Source organism: Psychrobacillus sp. FSL K6-2836, assembly GCF_038003085.1.
Lineage (GTDB): Bacteria > Bacillota > Bacilli > Bacillales_A > Planococcaceae > Psychrobacillus.
Genome location: NZ_JBBOOM010000001.1, coordinates 2679477 through 2700132, shown reverse-complemented (window position 1 = coordinate 2700132; position 20656 = coordinate 2679477). Strand labels below are relative to the sequence as shown.

The 20656-nt window shown below is 37.0% G+C and carries 18 protein-coding genes and 2 pseudogenes; 7 read left to right on the top strand and 13 right to left on the bottom strand.

Going from position 1 to position 20656, the window contains the following annotated elements; genetic code table 11:
• Nucleotides 1-399 precede the first annotated feature (399 nt).
• Nucleotides 400-1686 carry a helix-turn-helix transcriptional regulator gene (locus tag MKY37_RS12840; protein ID WP_340777680.1) on the top strand — a complete coding sequence of 429 codons (1287 nt, stop codon included), beginning with the start codon at nucleotides 400-402 and terminating at the stop codon, nucleotides 1684-1686.
• Nucleotides 1683-1805, top strand: a complete 123-nt coding sequence (locus MKY37_RS12835) for a hypothetical protein (RefSeq protein ID WP_340777678.1) — start codon at nucleotides 1683-1685, stop codon at nucleotides 1803-1805. The genes MKY37_RS12840 and MKY37_RS12835 overlap by 4 nt, the downstream gene beginning before the upstream one ends.
• Before the next feature lie 93 nt (nucleotides 1806-1898).
• On the opposite strand, the gene MKY37_RS12830 is transcribed toward MKY37_RS12835, so the two are convergent.
• The 5 genes from MKY37_RS12830 to MKY37_RS12810 all read right to left on the bottom strand — a co-directional run bounded on the left by MKY37_RS12830 (nucleotide 1899) and on the right by MKY37_RS12810 (nucleotide 8031).
• A complete protein-coding gene (locus MKY37_RS12830; RefSeq protein ID WP_340777676.1) occupies nucleotides 1899-2204 on the bottom strand; it encodes a DUF4288 domain-containing protein in 306 nt (101 codons plus the stop codon).
• Between the two features lie 130 nt (nucleotides 2205-2334).
• The gene (locus MKY37_RS12825; RefSeq protein ID WP_340777674.1) at nucleotides 2335-4152 is read right to left on the bottom strand and encodes an ABC transporter ATP-binding protein; all 1818 of its coding nucleotides are present in this window, start codon (nucleotides 4150-4152) and stop codon (nucleotides 2335-2337) included.
• Nucleotides 4145-5887, bottom strand: a complete 1743-nt coding sequence (locus MKY37_RS12820) for an ABC transporter ATP-binding protein (RefSeq protein WP_340777671.1) — start codon at nucleotides 5885-5887, stop codon at nucleotides 4145-4147. Before MKY37_RS12820 ends, MKY37_RS12825 begins: the two co-directional genes overlap by 8 nt.
• A 13-nt stretch (nucleotides 5888-5900) precedes the next feature.
• Nucleotides 5901-6362 (bottom strand): PadR family transcriptional regulator, encoded by a 462-nt coding sequence (locus MKY37_RS12815; RefSeq protein ID WP_340777670.1) that lies wholly within the window; start codon nucleotides 6360-6362, stop codon nucleotides 5901-5903.
• Nucleotides 6363-6498: 136 nt separating this feature from the next.
• Complete coding sequence (locus MKY37_RS12810; protein WP_340777668.1) at nucleotides 6499-8031, bottom strand: FAD-dependent oxidoreductase; 1533 nt, start codon at nucleotides 8029-8031, stop codon at nucleotides 6499-6501.
• Nucleotides 8032-8129: 98 nt separating this feature from the next.
• Here MKY37_RS12810 and MKY37_RS12805 point away from each other — a divergent pair, with 98 nt between their 5' ends.
• Nucleotides 8130-8483, top strand: a complete 354-nt coding sequence (locus MKY37_RS12805) for a DUF2500 domain-containing protein (protein WP_340777666.1) — start codon at nucleotides 8130-8132, stop codon at nucleotides 8481-8483.
• A 70-nt stretch (nucleotides 8484-8553) separates the two neighbouring features.
• Here the strand turns inward: MKY37_RS12805 and MKY37_RS12800 are convergent, their stop codons facing one another.
• From MKY37_RS12800 to MKY37_RS12785, 4 genes are all read right to left on the bottom strand, one after another.
• Nucleotides 8554-9951, bottom strand: coding sequence for an alanine/glycine:cation symporter family protein (locus MKY37_RS12800; protein ID WP_340777665.1), 1398 nt, complete (start codon nucleotides 9949-9951; stop codon nucleotides 8554-8556).
• A 109-nt stretch (nucleotides 9952-10060) separates the two neighbouring features.
• Nucleotides 10061-10702 carry a DsbA family oxidoreductase gene (locus tag MKY37_RS12795; RefSeq protein ID WP_340777663.1) on the bottom strand — a complete coding sequence of 214 codons (642 nt, stop codon included), beginning with the start codon at nucleotides 10700-10702 and terminating at the stop codon, nucleotides 10061-10063.
• Nucleotides 10703-11130: 428 nt separating this feature from the next.
• The gene (locus MKY37_RS12790; protein WP_340777661.1) at nucleotides 11131-12060 is read right to left on the bottom strand and encodes a manganese-dependent inorganic pyrophosphatase; all 930 of its coding nucleotides are present in this window, start codon (nucleotides 12058-12060) and stop codon (nucleotides 11131-11133) included.
• Between the two features lie 38 nt (nucleotides 12061-12098).
• Entirely contained in the window at nucleotides 12099-12548 is a 450-nt protein-coding gene (locus tag MKY37_RS12785; protein ID WP_340777658.1) for an RrF2 family transcriptional regulator, read from the bottom strand.
• Nucleotides 12549-12703: 155 nt separating this feature from the next.
• Between MKY37_RS12785 and hmpA the strand changes: the two genes are divergently transcribed.
• From hmpA to dnaN, 3 genes are all read left to right on the top strand, one after another.
• Complete coding sequence (gene hmpA, locus MKY37_RS12780) at nucleotides 12704-13891, top strand: NO-inducible flavohemoprotein (RefSeq protein WP_340777656.1); 1188 nt, start codon at nucleotides 12704-12706, stop codon at nucleotides 13889-13891.
• A 158-nt stretch (nucleotides 13892-14049) separates the two neighbouring features.
• Nucleotides 14050-14850, top strand: coding sequence for a GNAT family N-acetyltransferase (locus MKY37_RS12775; protein WP_340777654.1), 801 nt, complete (start codon nucleotides 14050-14052; stop codon nucleotides 14848-14850).
• 116 nt (nucleotides 14851-14966) lie between these two features.
• The gene (gene dnaN, locus MKY37_RS12770) at nucleotides 14967-16100 is read left to right on the top strand and encodes a DNA polymerase III subunit beta (RefSeq protein WP_340777652.1); all 1134 of its coding nucleotides are present in this window, start codon (nucleotides 14967-14969) and stop codon (nucleotides 16098-16100) included.
• 341 nt (nucleotides 16101-16441) lie between these two features.
• Here dnaN and MKY37_RS12765 read toward each other — a convergent pair whose 3' ends face one another.
• Entirely contained in the window at nucleotides 16442-17026 is a 585-nt protein-coding gene (locus MKY37_RS12765) for a DNA-3-methyladenine glycosylase (protein ID WP_340777650.1), read from the bottom strand.
• Nucleotide 17027: 1 nt separating this feature from the next.
• The gene (locus MKY37_RS12760; protein WP_340777647.1) at nucleotides 17028-18299 is read right to left on the bottom strand and encodes an acetyl-CoA hydrolase/transferase family protein; all 1272 of its coding nucleotides are present in this window, start codon (nucleotides 18297-18299) and stop codon (nucleotides 17028-17030) included.
• 436 nt (nucleotides 18300-18735) lie between these two features.
• Here MKY37_RS12760 and MKY37_RS22400 point away from each other — a divergent pair.
• Nucleotides 18736-18900 (top strand): annotated as a pseudogene (locus tag MKY37_RS22400) (IS5/IS1182 family transposase); the annotation flags it as partial.
• A gap of 6 nt (nucleotides 18901-18906) precedes the next feature.
• On the opposite strand, the pseudogene MKY37_RS12755 reads toward MKY37_RS22400, so the two are convergent.
• Nucleotides 18907-19017: pseudogene (locus tag MKY37_RS12755) on the bottom strand (transposase); the annotation flags it as partial.
• A 254-nt stretch (nucleotides 19018-19271) separates the two neighbouring features.
• Nucleotides 19272-20474 carry an MFS transporter gene (locus MKY37_RS12750; RefSeq protein ID WP_340777644.1) on the bottom strand — a complete coding sequence of 401 codons (1203 nt, stop codon included), beginning with the start codon at nucleotides 20472-20474 and terminating at the stop codon, nucleotides 19272-19274.
• Nucleotides 20475-20656 lie beyond the last annotated feature (182 nt).

Below are 20656 nucleotides of genomic sequence, written 5' to 3'. Positions count from 1 at the left end.
TAAGCGATACGCTTTGCCAAATCTTCTAAAGTAGTACTACGCGATAAGACATCACAACGAACGCGTAAGGCGGTGACAGCTTATACGCTCACCCTTGCGGAGGCCAACAGGATGTTGGTCACGAAGACGTTGCGATCGCGATGTGGCGCACTTAGCCTTTGTACTTCCACCTGAAACGGAAATCTGTAGTCTGAGTTAATTCTGTGAAGACACTGTAATTTTCAATATTATAATCTCCACCTGTGAAAGTATCTTGTAAAAAACATCGATTTTCTGCGCTTTTTCATCGTTACTTTCTTAATGAAAGCTTTCTATGTTTTTCTAACTAGAATATGGTATCTTATTTATATAATTGGATTTGTTTTCCTATTTATTGGCTTAAAAAAGGGTGTAGATTAGATGAACCTAGGACAATTGATCAAGTTAGAGCGGCAGAGACAGAATATAAAGCAAGAAGCATTAGCTACCGGTATTTGTGTCCCCTCTTACTTGAGCAGAATTGAAAACGGATTAGTCATTCCAAGTGAAGACATAAAAAATCATATTCTGATGAGATTGAATATTTCTTTAGACTCATCGAATGGCGATCAAAATGAAAAAAAGATTGTTCAGTTTAAACTAAAGTTCAAGCAAGTACTAAACTCTCGAGATAAAAAGTTGGCTAAAACGCTTCTTTCCGAAATTCATCTTTATATTGTAGAACATCCGCTAGAAGAAGAACGACTAACCCTCCTTTTGTTAGAAGCTCGCTTGATGCTCATGTTACCTGAAGCAGTGGATATGAAAAGTAATGTCTACATTTTAGAAGAATTCAAAAAAGAAATGACTATTGAACAGTTATTTTATCTCTACACGATTCAAGGTATTACCGCCTATCAAGATAATCAGTTTAGCCATGCCTCTCAGATTTTTAAAGAAGTTTTTCAATTGATAAAAGGCTTTCGAATGGAAGACTGGGAGATGGCAGAATTATATTACATATCTGGGTTATCACTTTTATCCGAATCTCGCTACATTCTAGCAATCGATTATGTAAAGGAAGCCATTTCCTATTTCAATCAAGAAATTTTAATCGAACGATCGATGGAGTGTTTAATAATCCTTGGTATTGCACAAAAACATACTGGCCTCTTAAAGGAAGCACTCACTACTTTTGAAAAGGCTAGAGATATCAATTCAAAAATAGAATCCTCTGAGTTCAATGGAATGATTGAGCATAATTTAGGCTCTTGCTACTCGCTGCAAAAAGAGTCTGAACAAGCATTGCTGCACTTTTTTTATAGTTTGGATGCGAAGCATAGTCCTGATGATAAAATTGTGACTATTCTATCTATTTTGAAAGAATATCATAAAATTGATGATTTGCAGAATGCATTAGTATGGCTGCAAAAAGGGATAGAGACTATCGAGCATTTGTCCAATAGCAAAAAGGATCTCTATTCAAACCACTTCTCCGTATATGGAGCGATATTACTGGAGAAACAAGAACTTATCCCCATTTTCAAGAAAGCTTTGGACTATTTCGGAGGTAAGCAGGATTATAAAAACTGTATGATTTATTGCTACGTATTAGCTAAGCGATTAGCTGAAACTAAACAATATAAGCAAGCATCAATTTACTACGAATTAGGGTTTCATTTTCATTTGAAGCAATCAAAAGTAACTAGTTGGGAGGAATTGTCATGAAGAAAATTGTATTTGGAGTTCTATTTTGTTGCGTTCTATTCACGCTTCCAGTTTTAAGTTCAAACCATCTGGGAGAAGATGACAAACCAAAAATTACTTCTGTTGACGAGTTTATCTAAACACAGAATCAGATTTAGTGAAACATAAAAACGAGCCCTCTTCTAAAGATGGACTCGTTTTTATCTGTTAAATACTATTAGCTTTAGGAAGTCTTATTCAACCGTCACTTCTTCATCCACAATAATATGCTGGCTGTATACCTCTACAAATTCCAAGGTTTCCTCAATATTGTCTACAAGTTCAAAGACGTCGAGAATCATTACGAGCTTTATCGTCGTTTCTTCCCCAAAAATGTTTTTATAGGTGACATCTTTATAATGTGCCTTAACTAGACGATCAACATCCTCTAATTTTACAGCCCGTATGATATTAATGGTCTCTTCATATATTTTGTTTGACATAGTACTAGATAACGAAATGTGTTCGAATAATAGTTTGACAGAAAAAATTTTATACATTGCGCTCACCTCTTACTTATAACTCTATTATGTGAGCACATGTAATGCTATATATTTCATGTGTGAAAGTATCGTAGAAAAGATGCACTTAAATCACATTTTTTGTTCTCACTTTCATCCTTATGTTAGTTCAAATATTAAACTGGCTTTCATATAGCTCGGAGTAAAAACCTCGTTGTTCCAATAGCTCTTTATGTGTCCCCACCTCGATTAAATTACCTTGGTGAATGACTAAGATTTTATCAGCGTTTTCAATCGTTTTTAACCGATGGGCTATGACAAAACTGGTACGCCCTTCCGATAGACGATTTAGGCCTTGCTGGATATCTATTTCTGTTTTCGTATCGATACTGGAAGTTGCTTCATCTAGAATTAGTATATCTGAATCTGCTAAAATGGCACGAGCAATCGCTAATAATTGGCGCTGTCCTTGACTTAAATTGGACCCATTCCCAGTAATCTGTGTGTCATACTTATCGGGTAAATGCTTGATAAATCGATGAGCAGATGCCAGTTTAGCAGCCTCTATTACTTCCTCATCGGTTGCTTCTAGTCTACCGTAGCGTATATTTTCTAAAATGGAGCTTGAAAATAGAAAAGTATCTTGTAAAACAATACCAATTTTTTCACGAAGCTTACTTATTTCATATTCACTGATAGATACCCCATCGATTTTAATATCTCCAGAGTCTATCTCATAAAAACGCATGAGCAAATTAATGATTGTAGTTTTTCCTGATCCTGTTGGACCTACTAAAGCAATCTTTTCTCCTGCTCTAGCGTCAAAGCTAATATTCTTCAAAATCGGTTTTCCAGTCTCATAAGAAAAGTCAACATTGGAAAATGTAATGTCTCCTTTTAAAGTATCTATTGTAAGTGCGTTTTCCTGGTTTTGAAGATCCGGAGCTTCATCCATTATTTCAAATACTCGTTCAGCTCCTGCTATAGCAGACTGAAAGGTATTCAATAAAGTTGAAAGCTGATTAATTGGTCTAAAGAATTGTCTTGAATAATTAACAAATGCTGCAATGATACCAACTGTTGCCAATTCTTGTACTGTCATCACAGCCCCAATTCCAATAATTAAAGCAAGACCTAAATTGTTGATAAAGTTGTTGATAGGTCCTAGAAATCCCGATACAGTATCAGCAGCAGTTGCTGAGTGACGAAGTCGTTCATTAACTATCGAGAACTTGTTGAAATTCTTTTCTTCTTGCCCAAAAAGGGTAATTACTTCATTTCCTGAAATGGCTTCTTCTATAAAACCATTTAGCTCACCTAAATCACGTTGTCTTTTGATGAAGTTGCTACTACTATAGGTGATTATCTTTTTCGTTGTAAAAATAACTAATGGAACCACTAACAGTGACACTATAGCCAACACCCAGTTAAGCATAAACATCGCTATCGTTACACCTGTCACCATCATTATAGTAGAAATAATTTGAATTACACTTTGACTTAATGCGTTATTCAAACTTTCAATATCATTCGTAACGCGACTCATAAGGTCTCCATGCGTACGTTTATCGAAAAACCGCAATGACAGAGTTTGAAACTTTTCATATAAATCTTGGCGTAGTGACCTAATTGTTTTCAAAGACACTCGAACCATTAAAAAGTTCTGTAGCCAAGTAAACATAGCAGCTGCTGTGTACACAATTGCTAATATTACTAAGAAACGTAGTGTTCCGTCCATATCCTTTGGAATTATATACTCATCAATGGTGACACCAATCATATAAGGAACCAACAAGTTTAATAGAGTAGATATTACAACCAATATAATTGAAACAACAATAGCAATTTTTTGTTTCTCCATATATCGCCAGATTCGTTTTAACGTACCTTTTTTATCTTTTGCTTTTTCTACCGGTCCACCAAATCCTCTTGGACCTCTTGCACGACCAATTGCATTAGAGGCTGGTTGAGCAGAAGCTTTACTCATAGGAAAGGACCTCCTTTCCACTTTGGGTTGCATAAATACTGAGGTAAATCTCGCTAGTTTCAATCAGTTCATCATGTGTACCACTTGCTACAACCATTCCATCCTCCATTACAAGAATTCGATCGGTGTTTATAATGGAAGAGACTTTGGATGATACGATGAATACAGTTGTATCCGATAGATACTGCCCAAGTGCTTGTTGTACCTGAACTTCAGATATTGCATCTATGGCAGAAGTCGAGTCATCTAATACTAGTATTTTCGGTTGACGGATAAACGAGCGGGCCATCGATAAACGCTGTTTTTGGCCACCAGACAGATTTGTAGCCCCTTGCATAAGCTCATGGGAAAACTGCCCATCTACTTTTTCTATAAATTCACTGGCAGCTGCTGAGTTAGCTGCTTTTTCCATGTCCGCTAAAGTTGCCTCTTCTTTACCGAAGCGTATATTTTCTTCTATTGATCCTGCAAATAACGTTGCCTTTTGAGGTACAAACCCGATCAAACTTCTTAAACTCTCAATAGAATACTCTTTTATGTTTATTCCATCTATCAATATCTCCCCTAAATCTGGATCATACAATCTAGGAAGAAGTTTGATAAGTGTTGACTTCCCACTTCCTGTAGGTCCTATAATTCCAATCGTTTCTCCACTATTCACATGAAACGAAATATCCTTTAATACATATTCCCCATTTTTGCTATAACTAAAATTGACTGATTTAAACTCTATCTCTCCCTTGATGTCGTTGTCCGATACAGGTTTAATAGGGTCAGTTACATCAATTTTTGTTTCCAAAACTTGTTGAATTCGACCAGCAGATGTGAATGATCTCGTAATCTGCATTAATACATGACTACTAGATACCAACCCGTTCATAATAATCGTTAAATAGTTGGTGAACGCTAAAATAACTCCGACCTCTAGCGTTCCCTCATTTACTTTTATAGCACCCATCCACATCCCAATTACTACACCAATATTAACGATAAATAGCATAACGGGCATTAGTGTGAGAATCACCTGTTCTGCCGACATATTACGTTTCGTTAACTCTTCATTTACACCTTTAAATGCTTTTATCTCATAATCTTGTCGATTGAATGATTTAATCACACGTATCCCCGCAAACGTTTCTTGAAGCTTCGTATTCACTTTGTCCATAGCTTTTTGTACTCTTTCAAATAATTTTCCTGTTTTATAAGAGAAAAAGTAGATTAAAACAATTAGTATTGGAATAACAACCAATAGCACAGGGAATAGCTCTCTAGCGGTAAACCAAACAATCGCAACTGCTCCTATAAATAATAGCGGTCCTCTTACAAAAACACGAAGTGTCATCATAAGTGCTTGTTGGACAGCAGTTATGTCATTTGTCACAATCGTTATTAATTTCCCTACACCAATATTGTCCATATTTTTACTTGAAAACTTCTCAGTCATTTTGAATACATCTCTTCGAATATCAGCCGCAAAATTTACTGCTGCTCTAGTGCTATATATCGTACACCCTGCTCCACCTACCAGCCCAATGACTGCAGTAACAAGCATTAGAACACCAAGTTTCACGACATAAGCTGTATCATCATTAGCAATACCATCATCAATAATATGCTGCATGATTGTCGGTGATAATAAATCCATCGCCACTTCAATACACATAAAAATTGGCGCTAAAATAGCAAAAAGCATATATGGTTTAACATAAGGAAGTAGTTTCCTAAAGGATTTCATAAAATCTCACTCCCTAATAGTCCTCTGTCTGTAATCGTTCTGTTATTTCTTTCATAAACGCAATAAGTTTTGGTGAATTCTCGGGAGTGCTCCGGGTTTGCTTTATCGCCTTTCTAAGCTCAGCCTCCCACAAATCAATTATCTCTTTTAGATGAATAGCTTCTTCAGAGTTTTGCCAAATCCACCGAGCCTCCCAGTTGCTCCAAAATGACCCCTCTTTGCGATTTGCAAACTCCAGCAATCGACTTTTCCCCTTTTCTTGAATGCAATAAGTCTTTTTATCGGATGAAGGTTCGAGTTCTATCATTTCCTGCTCTAGTAATTCTTGAAGTGCAGGGTATACCGTTCCCGCACTGGCTGAATAATGTCCTCCCGACCTAACTTCTAATTCCTTCATTATTTGGTAGCCATGCATCGATGCTTCCTCCAATAGATGCAGGATTGCCATCTGAACAAATCCTCTACGTCTTTTCATGTAAACCAACTCCTTTATATATATCGGTAATTTTAATCGATATATCGATTAAAAACAATAGTAAAAGGAGTTACCCAATATAATTTAGGTAACTCCTTGTTATCAGCTATTATGGAATCGTATATTCTAATTACTATCAGTCGACATATTCCACTTTTTCTAATGGTTCAAATGCAGGACCCTCTAATACGTCTCCCTTATAACTAAACCTGGATCCATGACATGGACAATCCCATGAGCTTTCCGCATTATTAAAGGAAACATTACACCCCATATGAGTGCATGCCGGTTTTACTAAATAAACTTTTCCTTGGTCATCCTTGTAAGCGCCGACCTTTTTACCATCTAGCATTATTAGATCACCACTACCATTTTTTAAATCCTCAAGCTTCAAATCTACCAGTTCTGTTTTCCCTTTAACTAGTTCTTTTGCAACACTTGCATTGGTCTTTGCGAAGCTTGTTATATCTTCTTTTTTCAGTTTAGAGCGGGATGGGTTATAAAGTTCTATATAGCGGTTTTCCCTTTCCAATACAAGATCAGCCATGATTCTTGCGGCAACCGTACTGTTGGTCATTCCCCATTTTGCATATCCGGTTGCCACTAATACATCTGACTTTCCTGCTGTCATCGCACCGACATATGGTAGCTGATCTAAAGTAACTAAATCTTGAGCAGACCAGCGATAATCATAATTTTTCACCTTAAACTGTTCTCGACCAAAAGCTGCGAGAGTTTCGGTATTCTCATTTGTATCGCCTTCGAATCGACCAGTTACATGACCTTCTCCTCCAATTATCAAATACCTTTTTCCATCATTACCTAATGCTGTCCGTACAGATCTTGTAGGTTTCTCTACATTTATATACATACCTTTTGGATAATTAGTCGGTGCAATAGAAGCTAGTGCGTAGGAACGTTCTGAATGCATCCGAGCAAAGTATAATCCATCTCCATCATTAAATGGGAAATGACTGCAAACTAATATTTTGTTTGCACGAATTAGCTGACCTTCCATTAGTTCTACTGTGTTAGACTTAACGGTCTTTGCACGAGACTCTTCAAAAAACTGTACTCCATTCTCTATTGCTTTATCCATTAATGCCTTTGCGTATTTTATCGGATGGAACTGGCCTTGGTCTTCTAACTTAAGTGCTTGCTTCACTGTATAAGGTAGTCCGGTATCCTTCGTTAAGGTTGCTCCTTCTATGCCAAGAGTGCTGTAAGCCTCCATTTCCTTTTCCACTTTTTCTATACCAACCTCGGTATCTGCATAAATATAGGCAGGCAACGTTTCGTATTCGCAGTGTATGCCCAATTGTTCAATCGTCTGTTTTATAAACTCTTTGGCTTCTGTATTTGCGTCATAGTATAGCCGTGCCTTTTCTTCTCCAAAGGTAGTAATCAGTTGCTGATAGATGGGACCATGCTGCGCGGTCACCTTGGCAGTTGTGAATCCCGTAGTTCCTTCCAATATCCGACTACCCTCCACTACTATCACCTTTCGTCCGCTACCACTAAGCAAATATGCTGCGGTAATACCTGTGAGGCCAGCGCCGACAATGACAATATCCGTTTCGATATTATTATTTATTTTAGGATATAGCTGAAGGTCATTATTTACTCTCCAGTAGGATTTAGATTCCTTAGGTAAAATTTGATCTGACAATATATTTCCTCCTTTTTCTACAGTGTCTATCTATTGATGAAACTTTATTCAATATTTTGCGTATAAAAGAAAAACAGTTATAAGTTAGGGGTATGAAGATGGATAGTTTTGGGTTCTTTGTTGCTGGGATGCCTATATTTTTTGTGATAGTATTTTTATTAATTTTGGGGCTTATTATTTTTGCGATTATTCAGGGTTTAACGCAGTGGAGTAAAAATAATAACTCTCCTAAGTTATCTGTACCCGCTCAAGTAGTGACTAAACGCTCTAAAACGAGTGGTGGTTCGGGCGATAGTTCAGCATCGACTTCCTACTATGTTACTTTTCAATTTGATAGTGGCGATCGTTTGGAATTGCGTCTTAACGGCACAGATTATGGGATGCTTGCAGAGGATGACTTAGGTATACTGACTTTCCAAGGTACAAGATATCACTCATTTGAAAGAAAATAAAAACGTGCAGGCTCAATTTGGGCTGCACGTTTTTTGTGAATGACTTGTATTTGTAATTGCGCTTTTCAAATCACCGATCCTCTTTCCCCCAGCACTCCGTGTTCTTTAGACCAGGAATTGTTTTTGCATAAAATACCGGATTTTCTCCTTTTTTTCGTTGCTTCGTGTAATCATTGAGCACACGGAATGCTGTTTTGCCAAGGAGCAGTATCACAGCAATATTCAGCATCGCCATTAGTCCCATGAATAGATCTGCTAAGTTCCAAACTAGTTGTACATGTGCAAGAGATCCGAACATGACCATCGCTAACACTAGCACGCGGTAACCAGTCATCCACCCCTTATGTGTATTGATAAATTCAATATTCGTCTCACCGTAATAATAATTTCCTATTATAGAACTGAAAGCAAAGAAGATAATAGCTATCGCTACGAAATATGGTGCCCAACTTCCAACATGTTCTGCCAACGAATTTTGCGTTAACACAATTCCATCACTTTCTCCTGTCTTATAGAGACCTGCCAAAATAATAATGAATGCAGTTGCCGAACATATGATAATCGTATCAAAAAATACTCCAAGACTTTGTACTAAGCCCTGTTTTGCTGGATGAGATATACTTGCAGTAGCTGCCGCATTTGGCACACTACCCATCCCAGCCTCATTGGAGAATAACCCACGACGTACACCTTGCATGATTGCCGCACCCAAAGTGCCTCCTACTGCTTCTCGAAGACCAAACGCCTCCGTAAGGATCAAACTAAGTACTGTAGGTATTTCTGAGAAATTAGTCACCACAACGTATATGGCAACTATTAAGTAAAATATAGCCATTACTGGCACGATGATTTGAGTCACCTTAACAATTCTATGTACACCACCAAAAATAATTGTTGCCGTTAGCAACACTAACAAAATCCCTATTACATACGGAGGAATACTAAATACTTCTCCTACGGAAGCCGATATCGTATTAGACTGAACCGCATTAAATATAAAACCAAAGCACAGCGTTAATAAAATACTAAATATAATAGCTAATTTACGAGTACCTAATGCTTTCTCCATATAATACGCCGGTCCACCTCTAAACGTATCTCCGTCCTTCACCTTATAAACTTGTGCAAGTGTACTTTCGATAAAAGCAGTTGCCATACCAATTACAGCAATTACCCACATCCAAAAAACAGCCCCTGGGCCACCAACACCAATTGCGAGTGCTACACCAGTAATATTCCCAGTCCCAACACGTGAAGCTGTACTAATTGTAAAAGCTTGAAAAGGTGAAACTCCACCCTTCTCTTCTTTCTTTTCGACAATCAATCGAAACATCTCTCCAAACAAACGAAATTGTACAAATTTCGTACCAATGGTAAAGTAAAGTCCCGCTATGATTAACAAGGCGATCAGTATATTACTCCATAGAACATTATTTACTGAGTCAACCATACTTTCAATCCAGTCCATAGTTTCTCCTCCAATTTTTTGTTAACTTTTTTTCTATACCCTTTTTTCCATAAGAAAAACCAATAGTGGATTCCCCTATTGGTTGAATTGGGCATCATTTTATTTTAGCCTACAATCCTTCTTCTTCCGCCACTTTTTGTAGCGCTCCTACGAATGTTTCTGTTGGTTGAGCTCCTGAAATAGCATATTTGTCGTTTATAACAAAGAAAGGTACTCCCCGGACACCGATTTGCCCTGCTTTAGCAATGTCTATACGTACATCTGCTAAATACTCTTTGGAGTTCAAGACTTTTTCTGCTTCTTCTCTAGATAGATCAAGTGATTCGATCAGATCAAGAAGTACATCATTATTTCCAATCTCTTTACCCTCGATAAAGTATGCATGTAGCAATAACTCATTTGCTTCTTTTGCTTTACCTTGTGCAGATGCCCATTTTACTAATCGATGTGCATCTAAAGTATTGGCAGGCTTCATTGCTTCAAAATTATAATCTAGCCCTACAGTTTTTGCTTGTTCTACTACTCCAGCCGTCATCGTTTTAGCAGCTTCCACAGTAGAACCATATTTTTCTGCAAGCACTTCATACATAGTTCTATCAGATTGTTTTGGTGTATTTGGATCTAATTCAAAGCTTTTAAACTCTACTTGTGCTTGTGAATTAAAACCGGTTTTTTCTAAAGCTTCTTCTAATCTTCTTTTACCGATATAACAAAAAGGACATACGAAATCGGACCAAACTTCAATTTTCATTTTCATCATCACCTCTTCTACATTGTAATAGGATTAAATCTTGAATTCAAAATTACTGCTTGTCGGCTTAGATGGTCCGTCTTTATATGTGAAAATAACACATTCTATTGATTGACAGAGGTACATTCATATTGGATAAATATTCCGTTTCACAAGTAAAACCCCTTCTTCAGCAAGTATATAGCCATCCAGCTCAAGTAACGTGGGAGTAAAGCAAGTAATTTCTCCCTGAGCGCAAATAAACGACATATCAAAGCAAGTAAAATGCTACCCGACATTAAAAACCAGTCTAAAGTGTGACTTTCTATATTGATGTGTGGTTGCCATGTAGTACGTATGCGGATATTGCCAGCATCAATACAATAAATAGATGAAATACTCTATGATATAGAAAAAACGATGCAAATTGCATCGTTTTTTAGTTTTTCTTATTCTGTTAAAGCTTCTGTTAAGGCTGGTACTACTTGTTTTTTACGAGATACTACACCTTTTAGAAGAGCTGTATTGTTTTCAAATTTTACGCTGAATGCAGCTTCTGCTTTTAATGCTAGTTTTCCAAGAGCTAATGCTACGGAGTCGTTATTAAGGATATCTGTTACGACAAAGAAAAATAGATCTAATTCTTTTTCTTGGATTTCACGAGTTATTAACTCTTCTAGTTCCGCTTGACGATTCATCACATCATTGACGTCTACTGCGTTTACTTGTGCAATGATTACCTTAGACTCACCCATACCAAACTCTTTCGCATCTAGCGTAAGTAGGTCCTCTAAGCTCTTATCACTCAAATCTGCTCCTGCTTTTAGCATTGCAAGACCGTACTCTTCAACACCCACTCCAGCAATTTCCTCTAACTCTCTTGCAGCAGCTATATCTTCCTCTGTGCAAGTAGGTGATTTAAATAATAATGTGTCTGAAACAATTGCAGATAGCATTAATCCTGCAATATTTGCAGGTACTTCTACGCCTTTTTCTTTATAGATTTTATTTATAATAGTAGCTGTACAACCTACTGGCTCTGCGCGGTAGTATAGTGGATCAGCTGTTTCAAAATTTGCAATACGGTGGTGATCGATTACCTCTGTTACTAGAACCTCTTCGATACCATCTGCACTTTGTTGTTTTTCATTGTGATCAACTAAAATCACCTTTCTCGCTTCTGTTGATACGTTTTCTATAAGTCTTGGCGTGCCGAAACCGAATTTCTCTAATGCGAACTTTGTTTCATTATTTAAATCGCCTAAACGAACTGCTTCTGCTTCCACACCGATCTGATTTTTTAAGTGTGCATAAACGATAGCAGATGTAATTGTGTCTGTATCAGGGTTTTTGTGACCAAAAACGAGTACTTTTTCCATGAATAATCCTCCTAAAATCTATTTCCGACTATATTCTATCATACATCTTGAGTGTCATTGAAAAGTAAATCCGCTAATTTATGCTTTTGATGTAAGAAATCTGACAGTGTATATCCATCTAACACCTGTAGATAGGCATTCAGTGCTAAGCGTAATGCTGCTCGTAATCCACAAACTGATGTAATAGCACAACTATTCGTCTGACAATCAAAGCATTCAACAAGATGAAAGTCGTCTTCGGTATGTCTTACAACCTGTCCTATATTTATAGCTTCTGGCTCCATTGCTAAACGGATACCGCCGCCTCTTCCTCTAACCGTATCTATATAACCTAGTTTCCCAAGCTCATGGGTTACTTTCATCAGATGGTTTTTGGATATTCCATAAGCATCTGATATAGCCTGAATCGTAGAAAGTTTTTCTTTTTCTTGTGCTCCAAGGTATATTAACACGCGAAGTGAGAAATCTGTATACATAGTCATTCTCATATTGCCACCGCCATTCTTCCATATCATTATAACTATTTTGACAACATTGTGGTATAAATGTGTCTGATTTATTAAAGATGTATTTTATATATTGCTTTTAAAATTTATCAGGAGTATATTGTGTTTGTAATCAAAAGAAAAGGACGTGTTTATAAATGTTATCTCAACAAACAATTGATATCGTCAAATCTACAGCACCAGTTTTAGAAGTACACGGTGTAGCTATTACTACTGCTTTTTACAAAAATATGTTTGAAGCTCATCCAGAACTATTAAATATATTCAATCATGCCAACCAAGCAAAAGGCCGTCAACAAACTGCTTTAGCGAACACAGTGTACGCTGCTGCTGTTCATATTGATAATCTTGCAGCAATCATTCCTGTAGTAAAACAGATTGGTCAAAAACATGTGAGTTTAGGTATTAAACCTGAACATTATCCAATTGTTGGAGAATTTTTACTTGGTGCTATTAAAGAGGTACTAGGGGATGCAGCAACGGATGATATTATCAATGCTTGGGCAGAGGCTTATGGAGTTATTGCAGCTGCATTTATCGGCATTGAGGAAGAAATGTATACTGCAACTGAATCTAAACAAGGAGGTTGGAGATTCTTCAAGGATTTTGTTATTGCTGACAAAGTAAAAGAAAGCGATAATATCACTTCATTCTATTTGAAACCTGCTGATGGCTCTGTATTACCATCTTATGAGCCTGGTCAATTTATCACTATTCGTGTAAGTCTTCCAGGAGAAAAGTATTTGATGAATAGACAATATAGCTTATCCAAAGCGACAGATAGTGAATCATTCCGTATTTCTGTGAAAAAAGAAGACGAAAATAACCCGGAAGGTAAAGTATCGGTTCATCTTCACAATAATGTGAATGTTGGGGACAAAGTAGAGCTTACTGCACCAGCTGGAGATTTCATATTAGATCCATCAAAAGCTACACCAGTCACTTTCGTAAGTGGTGGTGTTGGAATCACACCGATGATGAGTATGTTCGAGACGATTGCGAAAAACAATCCGAGTCGTTCAGTATCCTTTATCTATAGTGCCCGTAACGAAAGCTTACATCCATTTGATAAAGATATTCGCTCTTTGATGGAAAACATGGATGATGCAAAATATGTATCGCTATACTCTGAAAGTGGCGATGGCTTTATCACGAAAGATGTTCTAAAAGAACATGCTATTGTAAACGGCGATGTTTATGTATGTGGTCCAGCAGGATTTATGGAAGCAATGATCAATCACTTATTAGAGCTAGGAGTTCCAAATGAAAATATTCATTTCGAATTCTTCGGACCGGCAATGCAATTAGAATTAGTAAAAGCTTAATCATTTTTATGAAAAGTGTTACTTCTATATGAGGTAATGCTTTTTGTTTTGGAATAATTTTACTGTTGGATAGATTTTAAGTTATGTTTATTTATCAACAATAATGTTATAATTAGGATATATTTCATACCTTGAGAAGAAATGAGTGAATATGTCTAATGCCCAAAAATTCCGAGAGCAAATACATCCCACTGGCTGACTTTTTTAAACAATCGACTAATAAAGAAATTATATTAACATACGTTGAAATCGAAGCAATTATTGGGCATGTTCTTCCTAATGCCGCTTATTTAAGTAGTAGTTGGTGGAAAAAAACGAAGCCACCTGCACTTCATTATTTTGCATGGACAGATTCAGGTTATTCCGTAAAAAGGGTTGATCTTGGAAAAGCAATTCATTTTCACAGTGTTTTACATGAGACCGATGAACGTAAATCTGATGATAATAACAATCAAGACATTCTTATTATTCGGGAAGCGGATTTAGAGGATGCTCGTCCTTTTATAAACTTACAGGAAACTATTTTTGCAGAAACAGATTTTATGTTATTCGGAAAATCTGATAGACAATTAACAGTTCAAAGTATCCGCAAAAGCATGAATACATGGAAAACTTCACCTAACTCTATTTTGCTTTTAGCTATTATGAACGGCCAATATGCAGGCTATGTACAGTTTATTGGAGGCCCAGCTCCACGTGCTGTACATAGGGCATCTGTAGTTATTGGGGTCAAGCAAGATTTTTCTAAGAAGGGAATTGCATCTTCTCTAATGCTTCAAGGAGAAAAGTGGGCAAAAGGATCTGGCATTTCTAAGCTTGAACTTACTGTTATTAAAGAAAATATTAATGCACAAAAACTCTATAAGAAGCTTGGGTTTGAGTTAGAGGGTACACGAAAAAACGCTTTAATTATTCATGACCAATTCGTAGATGAATACTATATGGGGAAACAGATTTAAATCTGTTTAACATGTTCCAAGACAGACTTCCAAATATCAACTTTTGGAAGTCTCTTTATTTGTAAAAAGGAATTTGTATTATAGTGTCGAATTGTTACTTTGATGGGGTGAATAATATGTTGGAGTTTAAAATCAATAAGGATTGTTTTAACAAAGCAATTTTAGATGTTAGTAAAGGAGTATCAACGAAGACTCTTTTACCAGTCTTATCTGGGATAAAGTTAGTAGTTAATATCGATCATTTAATCCTAAGTGGAAGTAACTCAGTAATAGCTATTGAGAGGGTTATTCCACTAACATTGAATGACAATAGCGTTTTGGAGGTCATTGAAACAGGTAGCGTTGTTTTATCGGCAAAGCATTTAAGTGAAATCATAAAAAAGTTACCCAGTGACATTCATATTAAAATGCAAGAGAAACAACTGGTGACTATACAATCGGAAGAAATCATTATCCGTTTAAATGGCTTTAGTTCGGAAGAATATCCTACTCTCCCGGACATCGATTTATCAAAACATATAAGTATTCCAAGCAATAAGCTGTTAGAAATCATGGAGCAAACTATGTTTGCTGTTTCTAACAACATGTCTAGACCTGTTCTAACAGGAGTAAATATAACCTTATCAGAAAATGAGCTTTCATTTGTTGCTACAAATTCACAACGTCTAGCATTAAGAAAGTATTCATTAGTATCCGACTTTGAAGGATCGTTTATTATCTCGGAAACAAGTTTACGTGAGCTTTCTAAGTTAATTAAAAATGAAGTTCACATGATTACTATTTATTTTTCGGATAAATATATATTATTTAAATCCGATAATCTAACACTGTATTCAAGCCTTATTGAAGGTAGTTATCCTAACACATCGGGATTATTTCCAAAAGAGGCTAAAACGATTATTACTTTAAACACCAAACAGTTTTTACGAGGTATTGATCGAGCCTGCCTCTTTGCTAGTGAGTGGCGAAATAATAACGTACACATAGAAGTGGAAAGTAAAAACGACCTTAAAATTACCTCTTTCTTCTCTGAGATAGGAATAATAGAAGAAACACAACCTATTAAAGAAATCACCGGCGAGTCAGATTTAAAAATTTCACTTGATGCAAGTTTCTTAATGGACGCTTTAAAAGTGATTAAAGAAGAAGAAATAAGATTGAGTTATAGCGGTTCAATGGGTCCGATTTTAATCGAACCCATCAATAATCCTTCTTATATCCAGCTTATCTCACAAGTACGTACATACTAAGAAAAATCGGGCAAAAGACATGCTTGGTTCTATAAGTTCTAAACCTGTTTCTATAGTTTTCGAAGGGCTTTGGACAGATATTTTGCTATATTATTACCGAGCGAATTTTTAGTGATATTGGTTGTGACTTCCTTCACAACCAATATCGCTTTTTTTCGGTAATCTTATGGCATTTGTCTATCCGTCGTCCTTCTACAACTCTTAGAAACAATTTGGAAACGAGTTTTAAAACAATCACTTAATACTGATCTAAGTTTTCGAAAGTTAACTCCTTACTTTTAATAACTAGTCTTATGCTACATAATAAAACCAGAGAGGACCTATTTCCAGGTCATCTCTGGTTATCTCATTTTCGATACGAATGGATTATCTGTTTCCCAGAATCTATACGGGTAATGGACGGCCTCTCCACTGTTTTGAATACCTATTCTTGGACCAGTGGATACAGAGGTTACCCGCTCCCCTTCTGCCATATATAAGGGCTTATCTGTCCAATGTGATCCATAGTGTTCCATGGATATAGCCATAGCTTTTGTTAGCTTTCCTGGGCCATTTGTCCATTGTTTCATCGGAAGGTCGTTACGGAATTGCTTCATCAGTTCTAAGCCCTCTATTGGTTCCACAGCACGTATTAATATCGCATTGGGAATGTCCAAAGGTGCCGCAACGACGTTGATGAGCGTATGGGTATGCATTTGATACGAGTATATTAATCCTGGCTCTCCAAACATAACCTCAGTCCGCTTTGTCCTTCTATTCCCAAAACTATGTGCTGCTTGGTCGTCAGGTCCCATATACGCTTCAGTTTCAACGATTTTCCCAATAAGTAGCCCACTTGGATGCTCATGGACAATATAATTTCCTAATAATTGGCGAGCAAGTTCTAAAGTTGGCTGTTGAAAAAAACTAGCGTTAATTGGCTTCATTTTAAATAAACCCCATTTTTTTCGCTTCGAATGTTAACTCTTCTCTAAACTTAGGATGAGCAATCGATATAAGTTGTTTCGCACGTTCTGAAATTGGCTTTCCGAACATTTTAGCTACACCGTACTCCGTAACAATCATATCCACATCATTTTTAGATGTCGTTACTACTGATCCTGGACTTAGACTAAGCTTTATACGAGATATTTCATCATTTTTAGCTGTAGAAGTCATACATACAAACCCTTTCCCTTCTTTAGCAAAACGTACACCACGAGCGAAGTCTGCCTGTCCTCCTGTAGAAGAATAGTAATTTCCGGCAACCGTTTCGGATGCACATTGCCCAAATAAGTCGACCTCTGTAGTCGCATTAATCGAAACAATACGCTCTTCCTTGGCAATTTCTCGAGGATCATTCACAATACTTACAGGTAAAAACTCCACAGCGGGATTATTATCAAGGAAGTCATACATTTTCTTTGATCCATGGGCAAATGTAGCAATGATTTTCCCTTTATTCGTAAACTTTTGTGTTCCATCAATAGCTCCTGCTTGTACTAAATCCACAATTCCATCGACGAACATTTCAGTATGAATGCCTAAATGACGATGACTTTTTAATAAGCTCACTACGGCATTTGGAATAGAGCCAATACCAATTTGCAGAGAGTCCCCATTTCTAATCGTATCCGTTACATACTCAGCTATTTTAATATCCTTCTCGCCAATAGGAACTGCAACATCCTCGAATAAAGGACGATTATTTTCAACAAATCCGGCAATTTGACTAATATGGATTTGATTTTGACCAAATGTACGAGGCATATGTTGGTTCACCTCTAATATAAACGGGACTGTACCGATAAATTCACTCACTATATCTGCCTGTGTCCCCAAGGAAAAGTAACCAAACTCGTCCATTGGCGAAGCTACAGCCATAATCACCGACAGATTTGTAGAGCTTTTTAATATACGTGGCATTTCATGAAAATGATTTGGAACTAAGTCCACCAATCCTTGATGAAACTGTTTTCTTGTCGCCCCACTTAAAAAATAAGAGACATGATGTAGCTGTCCTGGAAAGGCGCCATTCATATACTCCCTAGATTGTAATGCAAGCAATTGATGGACTCTTACATTATTCAATTGATGAGCATGATCCTCTAAAATATCCAACAGTTTATGTGGTTCTCCATTTGTAAGTGGAAGAATAATATCTGCATTAGTAGGAATTAAGTCTATTACTTGCTGTGCGGTCAGCTGTTTGTTATTCATGTTGGTATACTCCTATGTTGTTCGGTATTTTTTAATCGGTGCGGTCATTAGAAATTCTTGTTCCCCATTAGTTTAGCCATTATTCCATTTTACTATGTTTTCACCTGCAGGCAAAACAAAAGAGGCTCGGACAAAACCCACCTCAAAATTAAAAGCAGTTCAAATTTTACGATGAGTAAAATTTGAACTGCTTTATTTTTATGTCTACTTCGTAGCCGTTGTTCTCCGTTACGGCGGACGCTTTCCTGGGGGCACGGGTCGAGCCTGTAGTCTCTCCCACGCGCTTGTCCCCTGGGAGTCGCCGCCTTCACTCCGCACAACTAATATTTCTTCTATATTCAGTTAATCTCTACATAATTTCAGGCAACAAAAAAGGACATCTTCTGTTAAAATTTTAGTATCCTACTACCAAATTCTAAACGAAAGAAGTGTCCTTATGTTTAAAAATTATAACATGAATCAACTCATTTTACCGCTAGATTTAGAAGTGAAATTACAAAAAAATGATATTGCCTTTTCCATCCACCATTTAGTCGAAAGTATTCCAAATGAAGCTTTCGCTCCTTTCATTCATCATACAGGTTGCCTATCGTATCATCTCATACCCTTGGGCTAGCCACATCATGCGAATACTATCTTTCATCAGATCCTCCATTTTACGACCTGAAAAAGTGGATTGTGTGTACCCACATAAAATCAGTTTTAGCATCATACGAGGCGCACTATTAACCGTTTCCGTGTACATCCAGATATGAAAGAACTGTTTCGCCAATGTTTTGTACAATTTCGTGGAAAGTCGTGGATTGAAAATGAAATTGGGGTCGCATTCATGGCCACAAATTTAAGAAAATACGCGGTACGAGGATAACGTCTCGTAGGATATTTTCAAAATAAAATGTAAAAAGAGAAATCGCACTGTGCAATTTCTCTTTTTGCGTAAACTGAAACTAATTATGTCCCAGCCTCCTGCATCTATTCTAATTCTACTTGTTTTGTTTCCGTACCTAGGAACAATACTGCTAATACTCCAATAACGATTGCAATACAGAAAATGGTGAAGATATAACCGATTTCATAGCCTCGCATTACGAGAGTTCCAACCAACAATGGTCCCAAAATCCCTCCTATACGCCCAACAGAGGCAGCCATACCAGAACCGGTTGCTCGAATGACTGTTGGATATTGCTCTGGGGAATAAGCATATAACGCTCCCCATGCCCCAAGGTTAAAGAATGATAAAAGAATTCCTGAAACCATCAATAATGTTGTTGTCTCTGCAGAGCCAAAGACGAATGCACTTGCCGCAGTTCCCAATAAATAGGTGACTAACACAAATTTCCTTCCCGCCTTCTCGATTAACCATGCTGCTGAGAAATAACCTGGTAATTGAGCTATGGTCATGATTAATACATATTCAAAACTTTTAATGAGGGTGAATCCTTTAATGACCATAACACTTGGTAGCCATAAGAACATTCCATAATAGGAAAACACAACTGTAAACCAAACAATCCATAACATTAATGTTCGCTTCGCGTATTTCTTTGACCAAACTTCACTCATGTTTTGCATAATACTTCTAGATTCCGATTTTTTCTCCGTATATTTTGGGGAATCGGGTAATTTTATCCTCAAATAAATTGCATAAAATGCTGGTAATGCTGTGATTATTAAAGCAACCCTCCAGCCGTAATCAGGAATTATAAAATAGGCAATTATTGCGGAAATAATCCATCCTGCCGCCCAAAAACTTTCTAATAAAACCACTACTTTTCCACGTTCTTTAGCTTCCACACTTTCAGATACTAATGTTGATGCTACGGGAAGTTCTCCTCCGAGTCCCATTCCTACAAAAAATCGTAAAAGTAGAAATGCAGCTAATGTTGTCGTTAGAGCGGACAGTCCACTTGCGATAGAGAACATCAGTAGTGTAATCATAAATATTTTTTTTCGGCCTACTTTATCTGCAAAAACTCCAAATACGAGAGCTCCTACTGCCATCCCAATAGAGTTGACACTCCCGATCCACCCCATCTGTTCTGGAGATAAATTCCAGTCTACTGCTAAGGCTGCTATTACAAATGATAGTATTCCAACATCCATTGCATCGAACATCCATGCAAGCCCTGCAATCCCCAATAGTTTATTTTTAGATATCTTTTTTTGTTCTTTCATAGCTGTATATCCAACCCCTGTCTTTACACCTGTAAAGTTTTTAGTTTACTTGTTTAGTATACGCAAGGTACAACAAAGTTACAATATAAATTTTATCTTGTTTTTTACACTTTATTAGAGTAAAATGTCCTTTATACAAATACATATGTTTCTTCAAGAAGAACAGAGAGGCGGAATACATC

Bases quoted from the DNA above. Each gene is read 5' to 3' on its own strand.
- hmpA (WP_340777656.1), top strand. From the start codon at position 12,704: ATGTTATCTCAACAAACAATTGATATCGTCAAATCTACAGCACCAGTT.
- MKY37_RS12815 (WP_340777670.1), bottom strand. From the start codon at position 6,362: ATGAAAAGACGTAGAGGATTTGTTCAGATGGCAATCCTGCATCTATTG.
- MKY37_RS12835 (WP_340777678.1), top strand. From the start codon at position 1,683: ATGAAGAAAATTGTATTTGGAGTTCTATTTTGTTGCGTTCTATTCACG.
- MKY37_RS12840 (WP_340777680.1), top strand. From the start codon at position 400: ATGAACCTAGGACAATTGATCAAGTTAGAGCGGCAGAGACAGAATATA.
- MKY37_RS12795 (WP_340777663.1), bottom strand. From the start codon at position 10,702: ATGAAAATTGAAGTTTGGTCCGATTTCGTATGTCCTTTTTGTTATATC.
- MKY37_RS12750 (WP_340777644.1), bottom strand. From the start codon at position 20,474: ATGAAAGAACAAAAAAAGATATCTAAAAATAAACTATTGGGGATTGCA.
- MKY37_RS12825 (WP_340777674.1), bottom strand. From the start codon at position 4,152: ATGAGTAAAGCTTCTGCTCAACCAGCCTCTAATGCAATTGGTCGTGCA.
- dnaN (WP_340777652.1), top strand. From the start codon at position 14,967: ATGTTGGAGTTTAAAATCAATAAGGATTGTTTTAACAAAGCAATTTTA.
- MKY37_RS12800 (WP_340777665.1), bottom strand. From the start codon at position 9,951: ATGGACTGGATTGAAAGTATGGTTGACTCAGTAAATAATGTTCTATGG.
- MKY37_RS12765 (WP_340777650.1), bottom strand. From the start codon at position 17,026: ATGAAGCCAATTAACGCTAGTTTTTTTCAACAGCCAACTTTAGAACTT.
- MKY37_RS12830 (WP_340777676.1), bottom strand. From the start codon at position 2,204: ATGTATAAAATTTTTTCTGTCAAACTATTATTCGAACACATTTCGTTA.
- MKY37_RS12805 (WP_340777666.1), top strand. From the start codon at position 8,130: ATGGATAGTTTTGGGTTCTTTGTTGCTGGGATGCCTATATTTTTTGTG.
- MKY37_RS12820 (WP_340777671.1), bottom strand. From the start codon at position 5,887: ATGAAATCCTTTAGGAAACTACTTCCTTATGTTAAACCATATATGCTT.
- MKY37_RS12775 (WP_340777654.1), top strand. From the start codon at position 14,050: ATGCCCAAAAATTCCGAGAGCAAATACATCCCACTGGCTGACTTTTTT.
- MKY37_RS12790 (WP_340777661.1), bottom strand. From the start codon at position 12,060: ATGGAAAAAGTACTCGTTTTTGGTCACAAAAACCCTGATACAGACACA.
- MKY37_RS12785 (WP_340777658.1), bottom strand. From the start codon at position 12,548: ATGAGAATGACTATGTATACAGATTTCTCACTTCGCGTGTTAATATAC.
- MKY37_RS12760 (WP_340777647.1), bottom strand. From the start codon at position 18,299: ATGAATAACAAACAGCTGACCGCACAGCAAGTAATAGACTTAATTCCT.